Raw genomic sequence first — 18327 nt, 5'->3', positions numbered from 1 at the left:
TTGCAATCTTGACGTTGTTTTTCTTTGGTTATAGAATATTAAATTTTGTTGAGGAAAAATTAATAGCTTTAACCATAAATATTTTTTTAGCGCTGTTGCATACTAATAAAAAATATAAGGAGGGCAAAGAATGGCAACCAAAAAAGACAAACCTAGTAACGCCGAACAAAAGGAACTTAAAGAGCAGTCGGCAATTAACCAAAATATAGCTTCTAGCTTAGAGCAACAGCGTAGCGAATTACCTTATAAGGACGTAGAACAAGGGTTTCAAAGTACATTAGACAAAACCGAAAATTCTAACCCTATTATTATGGGTTCTAATATTTATAACGTAGAATCAGGCGAAAGGGCAAGAACTTACGATAATGATAGTCAAGGCGGAGGCGGAGTTTTGGTTTTTTTGCTACTTGTTGCGCTTGTAGTGATGTTTATTGTTGGCATTATGGGGGCAAACACCAATAAAATGCAAGTTATGGGCAAAATTAACGGCAATGCGGTAGCGCCTTATGGCGAAAGCGTTAAACTTAATTATGTAGCCGACAAATCAATGACTTCAAACGGTAAAGAAGAAGTTGTTTGGTATGTAAACGAAAAAGAAATGCAACGCAAACCTATCACAGACAAAAATGCTTACAGCTATAATCTTACTAAGGCAAACGTAGGTAGCAATAAAGTAAAAGTGACCGTTGGTAAAAAAGTATATTCTAATTACGATGTAAAAATAGATAAGCCAATATTAAAAGTTAAGGTTAAAGATATGGCTTACGAATATGGTAGCGAAATGCCGAAAATTGAGTATGACATCAACGGCTTAGTCGATGGCGACAAAAAAGACATTGTTTCTTTAATAAATAAAAATGTTCCCACAAATAGCGTTGGCGTTTACCGCACAAATTCTTACGCTTTGTTAGGCTCGACAAACAAGTATAATACGGTTGTAGAACAAGGCGTTATTTCAGTAATGCCTAAGGAATTAAAAGTTGAGAATGTTATTTGTAAGGAATACGATGGTTCAAATACTCTTAAAGTTGACAACTTTAAACTTGTTGGCGTAAAAGAGGGCGACGAAGTGTGCGCCGAGTGCGACCAACTTTATTTTGAAGACAAAAATGTAGGTAATAAGAAAATTTCTACCTATAACATTAAATTAACAGGCAAAAACGCAGGCAATTATTATTTATGTAACGAATTGTGTGGCGAGATTAAGCCCAAGGCAATAGCTTTAAATGGAATTAAGGCTAAAAATAAAATGTATGATACTAACACCAAAGCCGAACTTGCAGGTCTAGGTCAATTAGAAGGCGTAGTCGATGGCGATATACTTGCAATCGGCGATATCTCGGCTAACTTTGAAACAAATGCGGTCGGCAAAGGTAAGAACATTAAGGTTGATAACATTACCTTGATAGGTAAGGATAAGGACAATTATAGATTTGAAAATTATCCTAGCGCAAAAGCCGATATTTTTGAAAGCGTAGAATATGGCAAAGCTGTTCCAAGTAGACGAGTAGCATAATAATAGTTTACCAAAGATTTTAATTAAAGTTGACAAAAGAAGTTGATAAAAGTAGTTAACAAAAGAAATAAATAAAAGAAGTTAACAAAAGTATCGGTTGTTAAAAACCGTGTAAATTATACCAAAGTAAAAAATTAAGACCTTAAAATAAGGTCTTAATATTATTTTGTGCCAAATAGTCTATCGCCTGCGTCGCCTAGTCCGGGTAAAATGTAGCCAATATCATTTAAACATCTATCAACTGCGGCGCAATAAATTTGTACGTCGGGGTGGGCTGTTTGTACGGCGTTAATACCTTCGGGTACGGCGATAATATTCATTAATTTAATTCTTGTACAGCCGTGCTTTTTAAGTAAATCAATAGCGGCTACTGCGCTACCGCCTGTTGCAAGCATAGGGTCAAGCACTATTGCAATTCGTCCGTTAAGGTCGGGAAGTTTACAATAATATTCGCAAGGTTTGAGTGTTTGGTGGTCACGATATAAGCCAACAAAACCAACTCTTGCCGTTGGAAACAAGGCTTGTACTCCCGAAACCATACCCATACCTGCTCTAAGTACGGGGACGATAGCTACGGAATTTTCGTCTACTACTTGTTGGCTAGTCGTTTCAAGGGGCGTAGTTACGCTTACTTCATAGGTGGGAATGTCTTTAAACGCTTCAAATGCCATAAGCATAGCTAGTTCTTCCACAAGTTCTCTAAATTGTTTGCTGTTTGTCTTCACATCTCTAAGCAAGGCAACTTTATGAGAGACTAGCGGATGGTCAAATATGGTAAGATTCATATTTTGCTCTCCTTATTAATTAAGCTAGTATTATGTTAAACTAATAAACGGTAAAAATCAAGTGTTTTTATTTTTAATTTGCAAATATTTAATAATCTTTTTGTTAATATGTTGACACCTAGTTTATTTTATGATAATATCTTAGAAGTTAAAAAATCTTTAAGTTTGGTACGAGATACCAGCAAGATGACCATATTTTTGTTAGACTACTTTTGTCTTGCGAGGTTTATCTTGCAAGACTTTTTTTGTATGTAAATTGGAGGAACTATGAATTTAAAAGTTATTTTAATGGACGAGATTGCAATAGACAGGGCTTTAACTCGCATCAGTCACGAAATAATCGAACACAATAAAGGCGTTTCTAATATTGCCTTAGTAGGCATTGTCACAAGGGGCGCTCCGCTTTGTTATAGGCTTAGTCAAAAGTTAGCAAGTTTAGAAGGAGAAGTGCTTTGTGGCAAACTTGACATAACACTATATAGAGATGATTTAACCGAATTATCTAGTTCGGCTCAACTTAATAACACTAGCATAGATTTTGACGTCACCGGAAAAGATATTATCTTAGTCGATGACGTTATTTTTACCGGTCGCACGGTAAGAGCCGGGCTTGAAGCTATTATTGCCTTAGGTAGACCTAGAAGTATTCAGCTTGCCGTCTTAATTGATAGAGGGCACAGAGAATTACCCATTCGTCCCGACTACGTAGGTAAGAATATTCCTACTAGCCTTAACGAAGTAGTAGCCGTAAGACTATTCGAAACCGATAAAATTGACAGCGTAGCGTTGTTTACAAAAGATTAGTTTAAATATAAACAAATATAAACGCATAATAAGGAGAAAAAAACTATGGAAATTCGTTATGGTGTAAAAGCAACTCCAAAGGAAATGGGGTGGGGCAGAACAATTATTTGCGCTATTCAACAAATGCTAGCCATTATGGCGGCAACTTTGCTTGTGCCTATGATTGTGTTTTGGCAAACCGGACTAGAACTAGACCCATCGGCGGCTCTTGCCGGAGCAGGCGTAGGCAGTATAGTTTACTTGCTGTTTACAAAGAGAAGAAGTCCTGTTTTTCTTGGCAGTAGCTTTGCCTTTTTGGGCGCAATGACCGGCGCTGCAACAGCGGGTTATGGTTATTTTGGTTTAATAGTCGGGGCAATATTTGCAGGACTAATCTATGTGGCAATAGCCGTTATCATTAGATTTACTCATACAAAATGGGTTGACAAGCTTATGCCTGCGGTAATAATTGGACCTACGGTTGCTCTAATAGGGTTGAGCTTATCAACAACTGCGGGCAACTGGGCTATGTTTAACGGAACAACAGGTTACAACTTTATTTCGATTATTTGCGCTCTTGTAACATTCTTTATTATTGTACTTTCCTCCGCTAAGGGCAACAAAACTATGAAACTTATACCTTTTGTAATAGGTATTTGTGGCGGTTACATAGTGTCTTTGTTATTTACCGTAATCGGTATTGTAGCCGACGTTACATATTTACAGGTTCTTGATTTAAGCTCGTTTAGCTCGGCTTTCTCGGGCAATGTATTTAGTTGGTTTATCTCTGCGCCTAAGTTTACAATAGTCGAAGCTTTTAAACAAGGTTGGTTGCTTGATTGGGTGGCAATCGGCGACATAGCCTTATTATTTATGCCTATCGCATTTGTAGTATTTGCCGAACACATAGCCGACCATAAGAATTTAAGCACAATTATCAACACCGATTTGACCAAAGACCCCGGACTTACCAGAACCCTTCTTGGCGACGGTATCGGTTCAATCGCAGGGGCGTTTGTTGGCGCTTGCCCTAACACAACTTATGGCGAATCAATAGGTTGCGTAGCAATTACAGGCAATGCATCAACTTGGACAATTGTTGTTGCGGCTATCGGTTGCGTAGTGTTATCATTCTTTACTCCCTTTGTAGCCGTTGTAAATTCAATTCCTAAGTGCGTAATGGGTGGCGCTTGCATAGCTTTATATGGTTTTATCGCTGTAAGCGGACTAAAAATGCTTAAAGAAGTAGATTTGGGCAACGAAAAGAATTTGTTTGTAGTAAGCGCAATTCTTGTTGTAGGCATTGGCGGAATTATGCTTGACTTTGGAAAAGTAAAAGTCACAAGCATTGCGACGGCTTTAATAGTAGGCATACTTACAAATTTAATTGTAGGCGGGTTTGCTAACAAGAAAGAAGTTGTTGAAGAACAAACTACCGCAACTACAAACCAAGAAAAATAGCATTTTTAAATAAAATATTCTTATATTAATCTAATAATTATTCTTTTACAAATTAAACCGTTCGTAATGCGAGCGGTTTTTTCTTTACAAACAGTCCATTTTTAATTGTTGTAATTGCATTGATTATTTAAGATATTATTGATATAATAATAATATGAAGAAGTATTCTATAAAGACAATTTTTCAATTATTCGCCGTATTCTTTAAGATAGGTTTGTTCACTTTTGGCGGTGGTTACGCTATGATTAGTTTAATCGAGCGGGAAGCCGGCAAGCGTGGGTGGGCAAATAAACAAGATATGATGGAATTAATTGTGCTTGCCGAATCTACTCCGGGAGTAATTGCCGTAAATTCTGCGACTTTTATCGGTTACAAGGTCGGGGGCTTTTTTGGGGCGTTATTTGCTACAATCGGCGTAGTTTGTCCTTCTTTTATAATTATTTCTAGCTTATATTTTTGCCTAGAAGCATTTTTGGCAAATTCTATTGTGGCGGCGGCATTTGCAGGAGTAAGAGCTTGTGTTGTCGTGCTTATTGTAAATGTATTTATTAATCTTGTCACAACGGCAAACAAAAATATTTATACTTATATTGCCTTTGTAGTTTCTTTTGCCGTTGCAACTTTTACTAAATTTAATGTAATATATCTTATATTGATATCGGCTTGTTTAGGCGTTGGCTATGCTTATTTTAACGACAAAAAATGTCTAACTAGGGCAAGTCTTGACAGTAAACAAGACAGTTCTTGCGACAGCCAAACAAATAAAGAACAAGACAGTTCTTGCGAGGGTCAAACAAATAAAGAACAAGACAGTTCTTGCGAGGGTCAAAAACAAACGCTCGAACAAGACGCAAGCCAAAATAAAGATAAGTTAGGACAAGCTAATTCGTCCGCCGACAAGGAGGACAAATGATTTTTTTACAATTATTTTGGGACTATTTTAAGATAGGGCTTTTTACAATCGGTGGCGGATACGCAATGATTCCCTTAATTAGACAAGAAATTGTCGGCGTTTACATTAGCGAGGAACTTTTTCTCAATATGATGGCGGTAGCCGAATCAACGCCCGGCCCTTTTGCAATCAACCTTGCTACTTTTGTGGGTATGAGCGCTTGCAAAGAGGCGTACAATTCTATTTTTGCGGGTTATATGGGGGCGCTTGTCGCAACGTTTGGCGTGGTTCTTCCTTCTTTTATAATAATGTTGCTTGTATGCGTGTTTATTAGAAAATTTAGCAATAGTACGCTTGTTAAAGGTTATATGAGCGGAGTTCGTCCCGTTGTGCTAGGATTAATTTGTTCGGCAATACTTACAATTCTTGCAAGCGTTGTACTTCCTAAGCTAGACTTTACTAATATTGTTTCAAGCGGATTTTCACAATTTAACTATGTTTCGCTTATAATATTCTGTGTATTTCTAGGGCTTTCTTTTATTAAGGTCAAAAAGAAACGTATTAGCCCTATAATTTTACTAATAGGCTCTGCCTTAGTTGGCATAATTGTGTTTGGAGTATTTAAAGTAGTTCAATAAACGCAGTAAATAAATAAAAGATAAAGGAGCAATTTTTATGTCTAACGCAACAAAGCAACCCACAAGTCTTTTGGACTTGACTACAAATAAAGATAAATTAGTTATGCAGTCGGTAATTGGCGTAGTTCATTCTCCAACCGTACGTGGGACAAGTCTTAAAGTGTCATTTGAGGGCGTTCCTTTTACCCTGCCTAGCGTAGGCGGTATTTGTTATAACGTAAGCATTGGCGACAGCGTATACGGTTTGGCTGGCGACCATATCGAACCCGGCGTGTCTATACAAAATCCATTAGCCGAAGAAAATTTAGCCCTTAACTTTCTTTCTTGTATTGGCAACGTCGCAGTTGTAATGTCGGGCGAAGCAAAGGGCGACAAGGGCTATGTTACAGGCACTCACGGCGGAATTGAACATACGCTTGTTTGGTTTAACTTAGATACTCTTGACAAGCTCTGTATTGGCGACAAAATACAAATTAGGTCTTACGGACAAGGACTTCAACTTAAAAATTATGAAGATATTAAAATAATGAATATCGACCCTAACTTGTTTGAAAAACTTAGCATCAATCCAAGCGAACAAGGCATTGTCGTTGCGGTTACGGCTATTGTGCCGGCATATCTTATGGGTAGCGGTATAGGCAGTCAAGCGCAAAGTGGCGACTACGATATAATGACCGCCGACAAGCAAAAGTTAGCCGAGTTAGACTTACAAGATTTAAAGTTTGGCGATATTGTTTATTTGCAAGATTGCGATAACTATTACGGTAGGGGTTATTTAGGCTCTGCTTGTTCGATTGGCGTTATTGTGCATAGCGACTGTTTGTTAAGCGGTCACGGCCCGGGCGTAACTACAATAATGACGTGTAGAACAAATAAAATAATACCTATAATAGATAAAACTGCAAATATCGGCAAATACCTAGATATTCTTAAAAAGGTGTAATTAGTTTATAAGTAAAGTCAATGTTAGCGAATAAAAGTAAAGGCAGAGTCAACGTTAGCAAACAAATAAAAGTAAAAAAAGACGGAAGTTCCGTCTTTTTTTATTAAAATAAAAGAATTTGTAAGCTAATAATTTAAAGATAGTTTTAAGTTTAATATGTAATTTGGGGTAAATATTTAATTTAATGCAAAAAATTCTTCTTTTGTAAGCGAATAAATGCAATGATTGCAAAGCTTTCCTTCGTACAGACCGTAATTTCTTAGCTTGGCTTCAAAATTAAATTGCAACTTTTGAATTACTCTTTTTGATTGAATGTTTGGTTCGAAGTGAGTAACCGACAGCATATTGACCTTTGCAATTTTAAAGGCGTATTCTTGCACCGCTTTACCCGCTTGCGTAGCGTAACCCTTGCCCCAGTAGCAAGGATTTAGAACGTAACCCATATAACAAACTTTGTAGTCGCCCGTATCTCGATTAACTTTGTGTAAACCAACGCTTCCTATTACTTTTCCAGTTTGTTTAAGACAAATTGCCCATACTTCTTGTTCTAAAATAAAATTTTTGACAATTGCTAGGCTTTCGTCTAGGCTTTTGTGAGGTTTCCAACCTGCCCGGCTACCTACGCAGTCTAGTTGCGCATATTCGTATACGTCGCAAGCGTCGCCAAGAGAAAAATCTCTTAATATTAAGTTGTCGGTAATTAAAGTTTGCATAAATTCTTCCTTAGCATTTTTACAAATATAACACACATAAACTAAGTTGTCAATATTCAAGCATATTTAATTTGTAGATTGTTATTTAAGTATCAATATGCAAATTTTTAGTTACATTTTATTATAATAACGGTAGCCTTAGATAAAAATTTATAATTAGTATTGACTTTTAGTTATAAATGTTTTATTATTTAAATAATATAATTATTTATAATTGGAGGTAGTAATATGGAATTAAAGGGTAGTAAAACCGAAAAAAATTTAATGACGGCATTTGCTGGGGAGTCGCAAGCAAGAAACAAGTACGATTATTTTGCTTCCCAAGCTAAAAAAGATGGGTTTGAACAAATTGCCGAGATTTTTGCGTCAACTGCGTTAAACGAAAAAGAACACGCAAAAATGTGGTTTAAGGAATTTCACGGTATTGATTCGACCGAGCAGAATTTACTCGGCGCAGCCGACGGCGAAAACTACGAATGGAGCGATATGTACGAGCAATTTGCCAAAGAAGCAAAGGAAGAAGGCTTTACTCGCATATCTGCAAAGTTTAGACTTGTCGCAAGCGTAGAAAAGGAACACGAACATAGATATCGCCAATTAGCTAAAAATATTGCCCAAGCTATGGTTTTTGAAAGAGAAGAAGAACAAATTTGGGTTTGCCGTAATTGCGGATATGTATTTAAAGGCAAAGTCGCCCCTGAGGCTTGTCCTTGTTGTGACCACCCAAAGAGTTATTTCGAACTAAAAAGTAGCAATTTTTAATCGGTTAGACACAATTTAGTATAACTCTATTATATAAATTGTTAAGTTTTGAGTATTTATTAATATAATTAGAACGAGCAACTTATTAGCTAAGTTCTTTTTACAAATATTATTAGAAGGAGTAGAAAATGAAGAGAAGATTTATCAAGTTAATAGCGCTTGCGCTTTGTTTGACAATGGTTCTTCCAATGTTGATGGCTTGCGCACCAAAAATTGCCCAAACTCCAACCGCAGAAGACGTTGCTACAACTGCCGACAAACTTGTAATCGGTACTGATAACGTTGTTTTAACAGCGCCAAAAGCCGATTTAGAGTATGCAGTATTCGGCGGAGAACAAGCAGTAAGCCAATACCAATCTGTAACTGAGGGTAAAGTTACATTTACCAACCTTACCGTAGATACTGATTACACAATTAAGGCGAGAGTTCCCGCAAGCGGAAAATATTTAGCTAGCGAAGCTGTTGTGGTAATTGCCTTTAAGACAGCTAGAACTGCGCCCGACGTAGCTACTGCTAAGCCGGAAATTTCTAACTTAGCGATTGCTGATAGGAGCATTAAACTTACAATCACTAACCCCGAGATTGAGTACGCTCTATATAACGAGCAAGTCGCTATCGCAGGCTTTACAAAAGGCGAAAATGGCATTATTGTTTGGAGCGAATTGACGCCAAGCACTACTTATGTTATTCACGCTCGCTTTGCGCAAACAGCAGATAAAACTGCAAGCGCCGACGTAATAGTTATGCAAGTAACAACGCTTGCTACCGCCCCGAATAGACCTCCTAAGCTTGAAGAAATTGCTTCGACCTCGGGCAACGTTATGGTTGACGCAACAAGTATTACATATATCGTTCCACACATTATGTTCGAGTATGCAATATATGACGCTAGTGGCGTAGTAGCCGACTTTAACACCGCAACCGACGGATTAATGAACTGGACCAAACTTACTAACGGAACTAAATATACAATTTACGCTCGCACTCCTGGTACGAGAAAATTAAGTCCAAGTAACCCTGTAAAAGTTCTTGAAGTTACAACCTCTCCTTCTGCCGTAGCTCCTACTGCAAGTATGGTAGTTACCACACAAGAGAAGATTGTTAATGTTTCAACAATTACATTTAAGGTTCCTAATGCAACTCTCGAATATGCTTTGTATCAAGGCAAATTGATTATCACCCCGTTTACAGTAGCAAAAAATGGAGTTATTGTTTGGGAAGATTTATCTAACAATCAAGAGTATACAATTTACGCTCGTTATGCTTCAAGCGACGTTGCTAACGGTTCGGCGACTGTGTTTGTAATTACAATTCAAATTAAAGTAAAACCTGCCGCTCCTACGCCCGAGCAAATTAAAATTACAGACGAAGACATAACTGCGACAGACACTACAATGACTCTACGCGCGCCTCATTTAAGGCTTGAATATGGTATTTATTTAAATAATGTGTTAATCGGCAGTTATATTTCGCCAGTAGACGGACTTGTAACATTTACCGGTCTTACACCTAACGTAACATATACCATTAAGGCTCGTATCGGCGCAATAGGCGACAACTTAGCCGGCTACGAAGCTGACGTAGGAATTTACACAACAAAAATTGTTCTTGATGCGCCTACCGCAGAGCAAGCAGTAATTGCCCCTGCTAACATATCTACCGGTATTGTAACTTTAAAAATTAAAGCTACCGATGTTAAGTTAGAATATGGCGTATACAAGAATGGCAAGTTAGTCGAAGGTTTCTATGAACCTGACAAGAATGGCGAAGTTATATTTACGTGGTTAGAAAGGTCAACCGCATACGAACTTAGAGTTCGCACCGCAATGGACGCAAATGGCAATATGCCAAGCGTATCCGTTAAGGTCGCCGACTTTACAACGCTAGCTACTACCGAACTTGAAAAGAATTTTGAAGCGTATCTCGACAATCAATTCTTGTACGAAATGATTGGTAGCACGGTTAATCTTCACTATACCTTAAAAGACCCAACCGCTTATAAGATTTCTCATTTACCGGGTTATGAAAAGTATAACTCCTTAGCCGACCTACCTCCAATGATGTATTCGGTCGATTTAACCGAGATTGAAGGCGGAGAAGCCGAGCTTAGAGCGTTTATCGAAGAAATTAGAGCTTATAATTATTTACAACTTAACGCCGAGCAAATCTTAATTCAAAAAATACTAATTAAATACTTAGAGCTAAATTTAACAACTACGGGCTTAGAGTATTACAGCACTTACTTTGACTCAATAGGCGGTATACAAAATAATATGCCTATTAACTTTGCAGAGTATAAATTCTATGTTGAGAAAGATATTACAGATTACCTAGCTTTGCTTAAAGACCTTCCTACCTTCTTCCAACAGTGTCTTGATTACGAAGCGGTAAGAGTAACTAAGGGACTAGGCTTAATGGATAGCACGCTTAAAGAAGCTATCGGTCAATGCCAAGACTTTATCAAAGACCAAAAGACAAATTACTTAATTTTAACATTTGAGACAAAATTAAATGATGTTGCCGGACTTACAGCAGAAGCCAAAGCTAATTATGTAGCTCAACACTTAGACGTATTTGCTAACTATGTTGTGCCCGCTTATAAATTACTTATCTCCGGACTAGAAGTATTTAAGGGCAAGGGCGTAAACGATGGCGGTTACTGCAACCTTGAAAGAGGTATTGATTACTATACATATAGAGTTAAATATAAGACCGGTATTGATACTCCTATCCCCGAATTATTTGACTATATGATGGCTGACTGGGAAAGCATTCGTAGAGAATGGGTAAATATGAGTTCGCTAGACCCAGAAGGTTGGGCATATTATAGAGCGCACAATACCGACTTTGGTCACATGGAGCCCGAAGCTATTCTTGCTCAACTTGAACAACTTGCTAAAAGAGATTTCCCAGACTTACCTAAAAATAATTATGTAGTAAGAGAAGTTCACCCTGCGTTAGAAGAATCTTTGTCGCCGGCATTCTATATGATTCCCCCGATTGACGATTGCTTTAACAACACAATCTACATCAATAGAGGACAAGTTGACGATACTTCGTTATTCTCAACGCTTGCTCACGAAGGTTTCCCGGGACACTTATTCCAGAACGTTTACTTCTTTAATACTAATCCCCACGAGATGCGTAGCGTTTTAAGCTTTAATGGCTATGCCGAAGGTTGGGCTGTTTATGTAGAATTGCAATCATACGATATGTTCGACTTTGGCGAATTCGACTATGTAGTTTCAAGAATGGGACAAATTATGACTCTTGTAAACCTATCGGTATTTAGTATTATCGATATGGGCGTAAACTACTATGGTTGGGATTTAGCGAAAGTTAGCAATTTCTTAGCAACCAACGGACTTAACGACTCTATTGCTCCACAAGTATTTAAGTCAGTTGTTTCTTCGCCGGCTACATACTTACAATATTATCTTGGTTATCACGAATTTTACAAGATGAGAAAGTATGCGGAAAAGGAACTTGGCAACTTATTTGTAGCCAAAGCATTTAACACTGTTTTACTTGACGCAGGTCCTTCGCAATTTGAGTTTGTTTGGGAAGCAGTGTACAAATACGTACTACAAACAAAGGGAATTGGATATTAAAACTATACTTTGGTAAAGCAATAGTTAAGTATTAACTTATTTGTTAATCTAAAATTTAGATGCGTAGAGATAATTTTCTACGCATCTTTTTTAATGACTTCGTTTAAATTTATATTATCGCTTTTGGCGTGAAGTTAAGTATATTAGTTATTATTTCATAATTAAATGCCGTAATATTACTTAAATTTTGCTTTTAGGCTAAATTTCACATTTTAACAATTTATAACTAATTTATTAAAATTTTAGATTTTTAAAACATAAATGCAATATTTTGTTGCTGTTTTTAATGGTTTTTTTAGATATAGTTTTAAAACAATATATTTCTTTTTTACAGTATTCTTGACAAAAACGTAAGGGTATTATATAATAAAAATGTTGGGATTATAATGTATTTTTCCCAAAAATACATTTGGAGGAATAGTAATGACTAAACAAATGGATACGACAAGCAACCAGAGTCGTGTACTTATGACAGGTAACGAAGCAATAGCTCGGGGTGTTTATGAGGCTGGCGTTCATTTTGCGGCGGCTTATCCGGGTACTCCAAGCACCGAAATATTAGAGAATGTTGCTACTTACCCTGAAATTCACGCCGAGTGGGCGCCAAACGAAAAAGTTGCGGTAGAATTTGTTATCGGTTGCGCAACTGCCGGCGCAAGAGCTTTTGCCTGTATGAAACACGTTGGTATGAACGTAGCTGCCGACCCGCTTATGACGGTTTCTTATGGTTCGACTATTGGCGGTCTTGTTATTTTAACCGCAGACGAACCCGGTATGCACTCATCTCAAAACGAACAAGACAACCGTAACTACGCAAAGATGGCTCGTATGCCGTTGCTTGAACCTTCAACTTCGCAAGAGTGTAAAGATATGGTCAAGTTAGCCTATCAAATTTTTGACGAATTTGGTCAAGTAGTTATGATGCGTATGACTACAAGAGTATGTCACTCAAAGAGTATTGTTACATTGTGTCCTCGTGAAGAAGTAGCGATTAAACCCTATGTTAAAGATACTAATAGATTTATTTGCGTGCCTGCAAACGCTCGCAAACTTAGAGTAAGCCTTGAAGCAAGGCTTGACAAACTTAAAGAGTATACAAATAATTGTTCTGTCAATACAGTCGAAGATAACGGCAGAAAAATTGGCGTAATTGCTTCGGGTATGTGCTATAACTATGCAAAAGAAGTTTGGGGTGACAACGCAAATTATCTTAAATTAGGTCTTTCATTCCCAATTCCCGAAGAACTTATCAATTCTTTTGTTAGCAAACTCGATAAAGTATATGTAATAGAAGAAAATGACGAATATATCGAACAATCTGTAAGAGCCTTAGGACATCTTGATATTTGCTATGGTAAATATGCTCCAAGCGGTTCTCGTTTCTTACCCGCTTATGGCGAATTGACACCCGACGTTATTAAATTTGCAGTCGACGGCATCACCCCAACGGCTCAAACAATCAATAAAGATTTAATCGTACCTCGTCCGCCGGCGCTTTGCGCAGGTTGCCCGCATAGAGGTTTGTTCTATTCCTTAGGCAAACGCAAAAACGTAGTTATAGCCGGTGATATCGGTTGCTATACGCTAGGATTTGCTCCGCCTTATAATGCAATGGACTTTAATAACTGTATGGGAGCAAGCGTAAGCTCGGGCGCAGGTATGCAACAAGCCTTTAATAAAGTTGAAGGCAACGTCCGTAGAGTTGTTTCGGTAATAGGGGACTCGACTTTCTTCCACAGCGGTATGACTTCGCTACTCGAAGTAGTTTATAACAAATCTAACAATATTACCGTAATATTAGACAATCGTATTACAGGTATGACCGGTCACCAACAAAATCCCGGCACTGGTTTTACCCTACAAAATGAGCCTACTTCTATCGCAAATATCGAAGATATTGTAAAAGCGCTAGGTATCACTCGTATTAAATCCGTTAATCCTAACGTGCTTGGCGCAGTTGACGAAGCGCTTGACTGGGCGTTTAATAGCAACGAAGCCTCAGTTATTATTACAAGATTCCCGTGTTTGCTTAAAAAATTCAGCGAACTTGATAAAAAAGAATTTCCAACAGCCTTTACAACTAAGTGTACAATCGATGCAAATAAATGCGTAGGTTGCAAGATGTGTTTAAAGTCAGGTTGCCCGGCTCTATGCGTAGTCAACAAAAAGGCTACCATCAATAGCGAAATGTGTGTCGGCTGTCAAGTTTGCAAGCAAATCTGCAAATTTGGCGCGATAGAATAAGTGAGGTATATTGTAATGACAAAGAATATTTTATTAGTTGGCGTAGGCGGTCAAGGCACAATTCTTGCGAGTAAAATTTTGACATTAGGACTATTACAAGAAGGTTACGATGTAAAAATGAGCGAGATACACGGTATGAGCCAGCGTGGCGGTTCGGTTGTTACTCACGTTCGTTACAGCAAAGACGAAGTTTTCTCGCCTGTAATCGAGATGGGGTCGGCTGATTTAATCGTAGCTTTTGAGAAGATGGAAGCCCTTAGATATTTGCCATTTCTTAAACCAAACGGCAAAATAGTTGTAAATGATTACGAAATACCGGGTTCGCCAATTACTTCTGGCGCTGTGGAATATCCAAAGGGCATTATTGAGGAGATTAAGGCTCATTCTAACGCAACCATAATCGAGGCTAATGTCGAGGCGGAAAAGCTTGGCAACACTAAGGTTATGAACATTGTTTTGTTGGGCGCTATAATCGGTCAAATGCAACTTACCGACATAAACTGGGATATAATTCTTGAAGAAAATGTTAAACCTAAGTTTGTCGAAGCAAACAAACTTGCGTTAAAACGTGGTATCGAATTAGCCTAAACAAAGTCAAACTTTAAAAAGGTAATTATAAATAAACTAGCGATAAAACATTTATTCTAATTAATTTAATTAGACAATTAACTTTTAAATTTAAACTACATAAAAACGCCTCTTAGTAATAAGGGGCGTTTTGTAGTTGATATAATTTTGATTTACTAATTTTTTAAACGCTTCAACTGTTAGAAGCCCTAGCTATTAAAACTAAAACGGAAATTTGTTTTCCTTATAAGTGTCTAAGTCGCTAGGTAGAGTAATATCTCCGCTATATGGTTTGACTTCAAAATTCATAGTAGATAAAACACCGTTTATCTTGTAGCTCATATCAAACTTAGAGCCAACAAGTAGACCGTCTCGAATTACATATATGTAGTATGCGTTAAAGTCAGTTATGTTTTCGTCTAAATCTTCGGTAAGCTCAGAGTTGCGAGAATAAATTAATTTAATTTTTGTAGTGTTACCTCTTGTTGCGATTTCAACCGTTATACCAGCTTTTTTAAGGTCGCTAAGGCTTTTTGCAAGTTCGTCGTATGCGTCAAAGGCATATTCAAGTTTGGGTTGGGTCGTTACCACTTCGGTTGGGTCTTGACCAATCTTTAAGGTTGACTTAAATTTACCGGTTATGGATAGTCCCTTCATATTTGCTTTTTCTAGGTTTAAATACTGCGTCATATTGCTAAAATATGCCGAATATTTAAGTTCTCCCATACCATCTGCCGACATATTATAATCTAGCGACATTTTACTATCTTTTAACTCCGCCCCTAATATAAACTTAATATTATAAGACATCATTAATTTTTGATCGGGCGCATTAGCGTTAGCAGTCATTTGATAGCCCTTTGCAATTTCTTTCTTGGCTTCGCCGTCAACTGGCGAACTAGGTATTTGTTGTTGCACAGCCTTGTATGTTTCCTCAGTTGCGGCTTTAAAGTTGCCGTTAAAGCTCACTTGACCGCAAGCGACGCAAGAGAACATTAACGCAAATAAAAGTACAATACATAGAATTTTTTTCATAGTTACACTTCTCCTTTTTATTTTTAACTATATTAATAATATACTATCATATTGTGTTGTGTAAATCAATAGTAAAAAATAAATATTTTATGCAATATAATGTAGTATTGTTAAAATTAAACATATTTTAAATTAGTTATTGACAATCTCGCCGACTTATTATAAAATATAATTAGGAGGCGCTAAATGAAAGTATATGATATTTCTCAACCCTTGCCTAATTGCGCTGTGTATGAAGGCGATATTTCTCCAATCATATCGCAGATTAAGTCAATTAGCGAAGATGGTTATAATTTAAGCAACCTCACAATGTGTCTACATAATGGCACGCATATCGATGCGCCGTCGCACTTTAACCGCTTTGGAGAAACAATTTCGGCTATGCCGATAGATTTGTTTGTAGGCGACGCAAACGTATTTCAATTTGACAACAAGATTACAAGAGAAGACATTATCAGCCTTCCAAAAGGAGTTACTCGTCTATTAATTAAAGGTAATGGAATTCTTAGCGCCGAAGCTGCGCTTGCCCTTGATTACACCGACATTAAACTTATAGCTTGCGAAAGTCAATCAATAGGGGGCGAAAACTTCTTTATGGTACATCGTTTGCTCTCGGGTCGAAGCATCGCAATACTTGAAGGTGTTTGCCTTAAAGACGTTCCTGTCGGCAAATATTTTATTTCGGCTTTGCCCCTTAACATTTTAGATGGCGAAGCTTCGCCCACCCGTGCAGTTTTAATAGATTTAACGGCATTTTAGTTTAAAAATTGACGGGTACATTTTTACAAACTAATTTTGTAAATTGTGTCAATATCCTATTAGCCTTATACGGTTACAAAAATTAATGCTAATAATTAGAAATATGTAAATCAAAATACAGCAAAGTTAATAACTAACTAAAACAATTAAACAAATCAAAAAACAATAACAGCTAAGTTAAATAGTAAATTAAAAATAATTAGTAAATTAAAACAAAAGAAGCCCTTTATTTATAAGAAGAGCTTCTTTTTGTTTGTAACATTAAAGAGTTATTTTTTAACTTCTTTGCCTAGATATTTATCAATTTTTGTCTTAATATCATCGGGAATTGCTTTGGGTACTGGGAAAGCGAAAGCGTTGACAAGTTTATTAGCTACAAGTTGGGTAAATTCGCCAGTCTTAGCAAGCGCTTCTGCGCTTAAAAACTTCATTGTGTCAAATCTATCGTGTATGTGACTACAACCGCTTGCGCCGTTACGCATAAAGTTAATACCCGGTACGCCAGCATCGGCAAAGGGGATAGAGTCCGAAGAATATATATCGCTAGTTACTCGTATAGTGTGACCAATTTCTTTTGCAAAGTAGTCGACATAGTTAGCTAGGCTAACGTCAGCCATAACAACGGCTTCTTCTCTGCCAAGAACAGGAGCGCCCACGTCTACGTTTACGCATAAAACATATTTGTCAAGCTCGTCTTTGTGCTGTTGCACATAGGCTTTACTGCCAAGTAGACCTCTTTCTTCGCTACCACACCAGATAAATACAAGGTTTCTACGTGGAGTATGCTCGCAAAAATAATGGAATAGTTCCATAATAATAACGCTACCGGCGCCGTTATCGTACACGCCTTTGCTAAAATCAACGCTGTCGTAATGAGCGGTAAATACTATTGTTTCGTCTAAGTCGCCTTTAATTTTTGCAACTACGTTATGACTATTGACTTGTTCTTCTTTTTGCTCGACTATTAAAGTAATATTTTTAGGGTTTTGCTTGACAAGTTTCATAGCGCTAGCCGCTCTAATGTTTACGCCTTGTAGCACGGCTACGTCTTTAAGAGGCTGACGAAGTTCCCTTGTCATTAAGTCGGTTTGAGCTTGTTTGTCAAGAACGTCACCGCCAAAAGTAACAAATCCAACCGCCCCGCATTCAATAAGTTTCTTGTAACTATCAATGCCCATATAGCCATTTGTCAAGACAATCTTACCCTTAGAACGTAGTTTTGCAACTGCAATATCAGCAAAATTTTCTAGATAATAAAATTCGGCGGTTAAACCTTCTTTTGGAGTGCTACCGCAATTTCCGTAAGCTACGCAAGGATATTCTTGCCCGTCGGCAATAAGCTTTGCCTTAGTGATTGTCTGCGAGTTAACAGCAAAAGGCTCAATCGAAGGAGTCAACCCGGATTTTTTAATTTCGTCGGCAAGCATATTTGCGCATTTTAACTCTTCCGCCGTACCGCCGATGCGGGTAAATTCCATTTTTTTAAGTAGATTAAACGCTCTGTTTTTGTTCATTTTCATTCTCCTTACTAAATTAATTACCTAAACATTTTAACATCTTTTACCTCAAATGTCAATATTAAAGTAAAATAATTAAACATTATTTCTTCTTTTTAGAC

At 37.4% G+C, this 18327-nt stretch carries 15 protein-coding genes; 11 read left to right on the top strand and 4 right to left on the bottom strand.

Features of this window, described 5'->3' with window-relative positions; genetic code table 11:
• Positions 1-130 precede the first annotated feature (130 nt).
• Entirely contained in the window at positions 131-1516 is a 1386-nt protein-coding gene (locus tag RR062_01970) for a YDG domain-containing protein (protein MEG2026480.1), read from the top strand.
• Positions 1517-1677: 161 nt separating this feature from the next.
• Here RR062_01970 and upp read toward each other — a convergent pair whose 3' ends face one another.
• The gene (gene upp, locus RR062_01965) at positions 1678-2301 is read right to left on the bottom strand and encodes a uracil phosphoribosyltransferase (GenBank protein MEG2026479.1); all 624 of its coding nucleotides are present in this window, start codon (positions 2299-2301) and stop codon (positions 1678-1680) included.
• Between the two features lie 267 nt (positions 2302-2568).
• Here upp and pyrR point away from each other — a divergent pair, with 267 nt between their 5' ends.
• The 5 genes from pyrR (at position 2569) to RR062_01940 (ending at position 7018) form a co-directional block, all read left to right on the top strand.
• Positions 2569-3105 carry a bifunctional pyr operon transcriptional regulator/uracil phosphoribosyltransferase PyrR gene (gene pyrR / locus RR062_01960; GenBank protein ID MEG2026478.1) on the top strand — a complete coding sequence of 179 codons (537 nt, stop codon included), beginning with the start codon at positions 2569-2571 and terminating at the stop codon, positions 3103-3105.
• Between the two features lie 45 nt (positions 3106-3150).
• The gene (locus tag RR062_01955) at positions 3151-4545 is read left to right on the top strand and encodes a solute carrier family 23 protein (GenBank protein ID MEG2026477.1); all 1395 of its coding nucleotides are present in this window, start codon (positions 3151-3153) and stop codon (positions 4543-4545) included.
• 154 nt (positions 4546-4699) lie between these two features.
• Positions 4700-5458, top strand: coding sequence for a chromate transporter (locus RR062_01950; protein ID MEG2026476.1), 759 nt, complete (start codon positions 4700-4702; stop codon positions 5456-5458).
• Positions 5455-6075: a chromate transporter gene (locus tag RR062_01945; GenBank protein MEG2026475.1), complete on the top strand. Its 621-nt coding sequence runs from the start codon at positions 5455-5457 to the stop codon at positions 6073-6075. The genes RR062_01950 and RR062_01945 overlap by 4 nt, the downstream gene beginning before the upstream one ends.
• Before the next feature lie 37 nt (positions 6076-6112).
• Entirely contained in the window at positions 6113-7018 is a 906-nt protein-coding gene (locus tag RR062_01940; protein ID MEG2026474.1) for a DUF4438 domain-containing protein, read from the top strand.
• Between the two features lie 176 nt (positions 7019-7194).
• Here RR062_01940 and RR062_01935 read toward each other — a convergent pair whose 3' ends face one another.
• Positions 7195-7731, bottom strand: a complete 537-nt coding sequence (locus tag RR062_01935) for a GNAT family protein (GenBank protein ID MEG2026473.1) — start codon at positions 7729-7731, stop codon at positions 7195-7197.
• A gap of 228 nt (positions 7732-7959) precedes the next feature.
• Between RR062_01935 and RR062_01930 the strand changes: the two genes are divergently transcribed.
• The 4 genes from RR062_01930 (at position 7960) to RR062_01915 (ending at position 14936) form a co-directional block, all read left to right on the top strand.
• A complete protein-coding gene (locus RR062_01930; GenBank protein MEG2026472.1) occupies positions 7960-8493 on the top strand; it encodes a rubrerythrin family protein in 534 nt (177 codons plus the stop codon).
• A gap of 128 nt (positions 8494-8621) precedes the next feature.
• Positions 8622-12104, top strand: coding sequence for a DUF885 domain-containing protein (locus RR062_01925; GenBank protein MEG2026471.1), 3483 nt, complete (start codon positions 8622-8624; stop codon positions 12102-12104).
• Between the two features lie 423 nt (positions 12105-12527).
• Positions 12528-14348 carry an indolepyruvate ferredoxin oxidoreductase subunit alpha gene (gene iorA / locus RR062_01920; GenBank protein ID MEG2026470.1) on the top strand — a complete coding sequence of 607 codons (1821 nt, stop codon included), beginning with the start codon at positions 12528-12530 and terminating at the stop codon, positions 14346-14348.
• A 15-nt stretch (positions 14349-14363) separates the two neighbouring features.
• Positions 14364-14936: an indolepyruvate oxidoreductase subunit beta gene (locus tag RR062_01915; GenBank protein MEG2026469.1), complete on the top strand. Its 573-nt coding sequence runs from the start codon at positions 14364-14366 to the stop codon at positions 14934-14936.
• Positions 14937-15137: 201 nt separating this feature from the next.
• Here RR062_01915 and RR062_01910 read toward each other — a convergent pair whose 3' ends face one another.
• On the bottom strand, positions 15138-15950 hold the full coding sequence (locus tag RR062_01910; GenBank protein ID MEG2026468.1) for a hypothetical protein: 813 nt from the start codon (positions 15948-15950) through the stop codon (positions 15138-15140).
• 186 nt (positions 15951-16136) lie between these two features.
• On the opposite strand from RR062_01910, the gene RR062_01905 reads away from it, so the two are divergent.
• The gene (locus RR062_01905) at positions 16137-16709 is read left to right on the top strand and encodes a cyclase family protein (GenBank protein ID MEG2026467.1); all 573 of its coding nucleotides are present in this window, start codon (positions 16137-16139) and stop codon (positions 16707-16709) included.
• A gap of 269 nt (positions 16710-16978) precedes the next feature.
• On the opposite strand, the gene RR062_01900 is transcribed toward RR062_01905, so the two are convergent.
• Positions 16979-18223: a M28 family metallopeptidase gene (locus RR062_01900; GenBank protein MEG2026466.1), complete on the bottom strand. Its 1245-nt coding sequence runs from the start codon at positions 18221-18223 to the stop codon at positions 16979-16981.
• Positions 18224-18327 lie beyond the last annotated feature (104 nt).

Source organism: Clostridia bacterium (genome assembly GCA_036654455.1).
Taxonomy (GTDB): domain Bacteria; phylum Bacillota; class Clostridia; order Christensenellales; family CAG-314; genus JAVVRZ01.
This window is presented reverse-complemented; position numbering and strand designations above follow the sequence as displayed.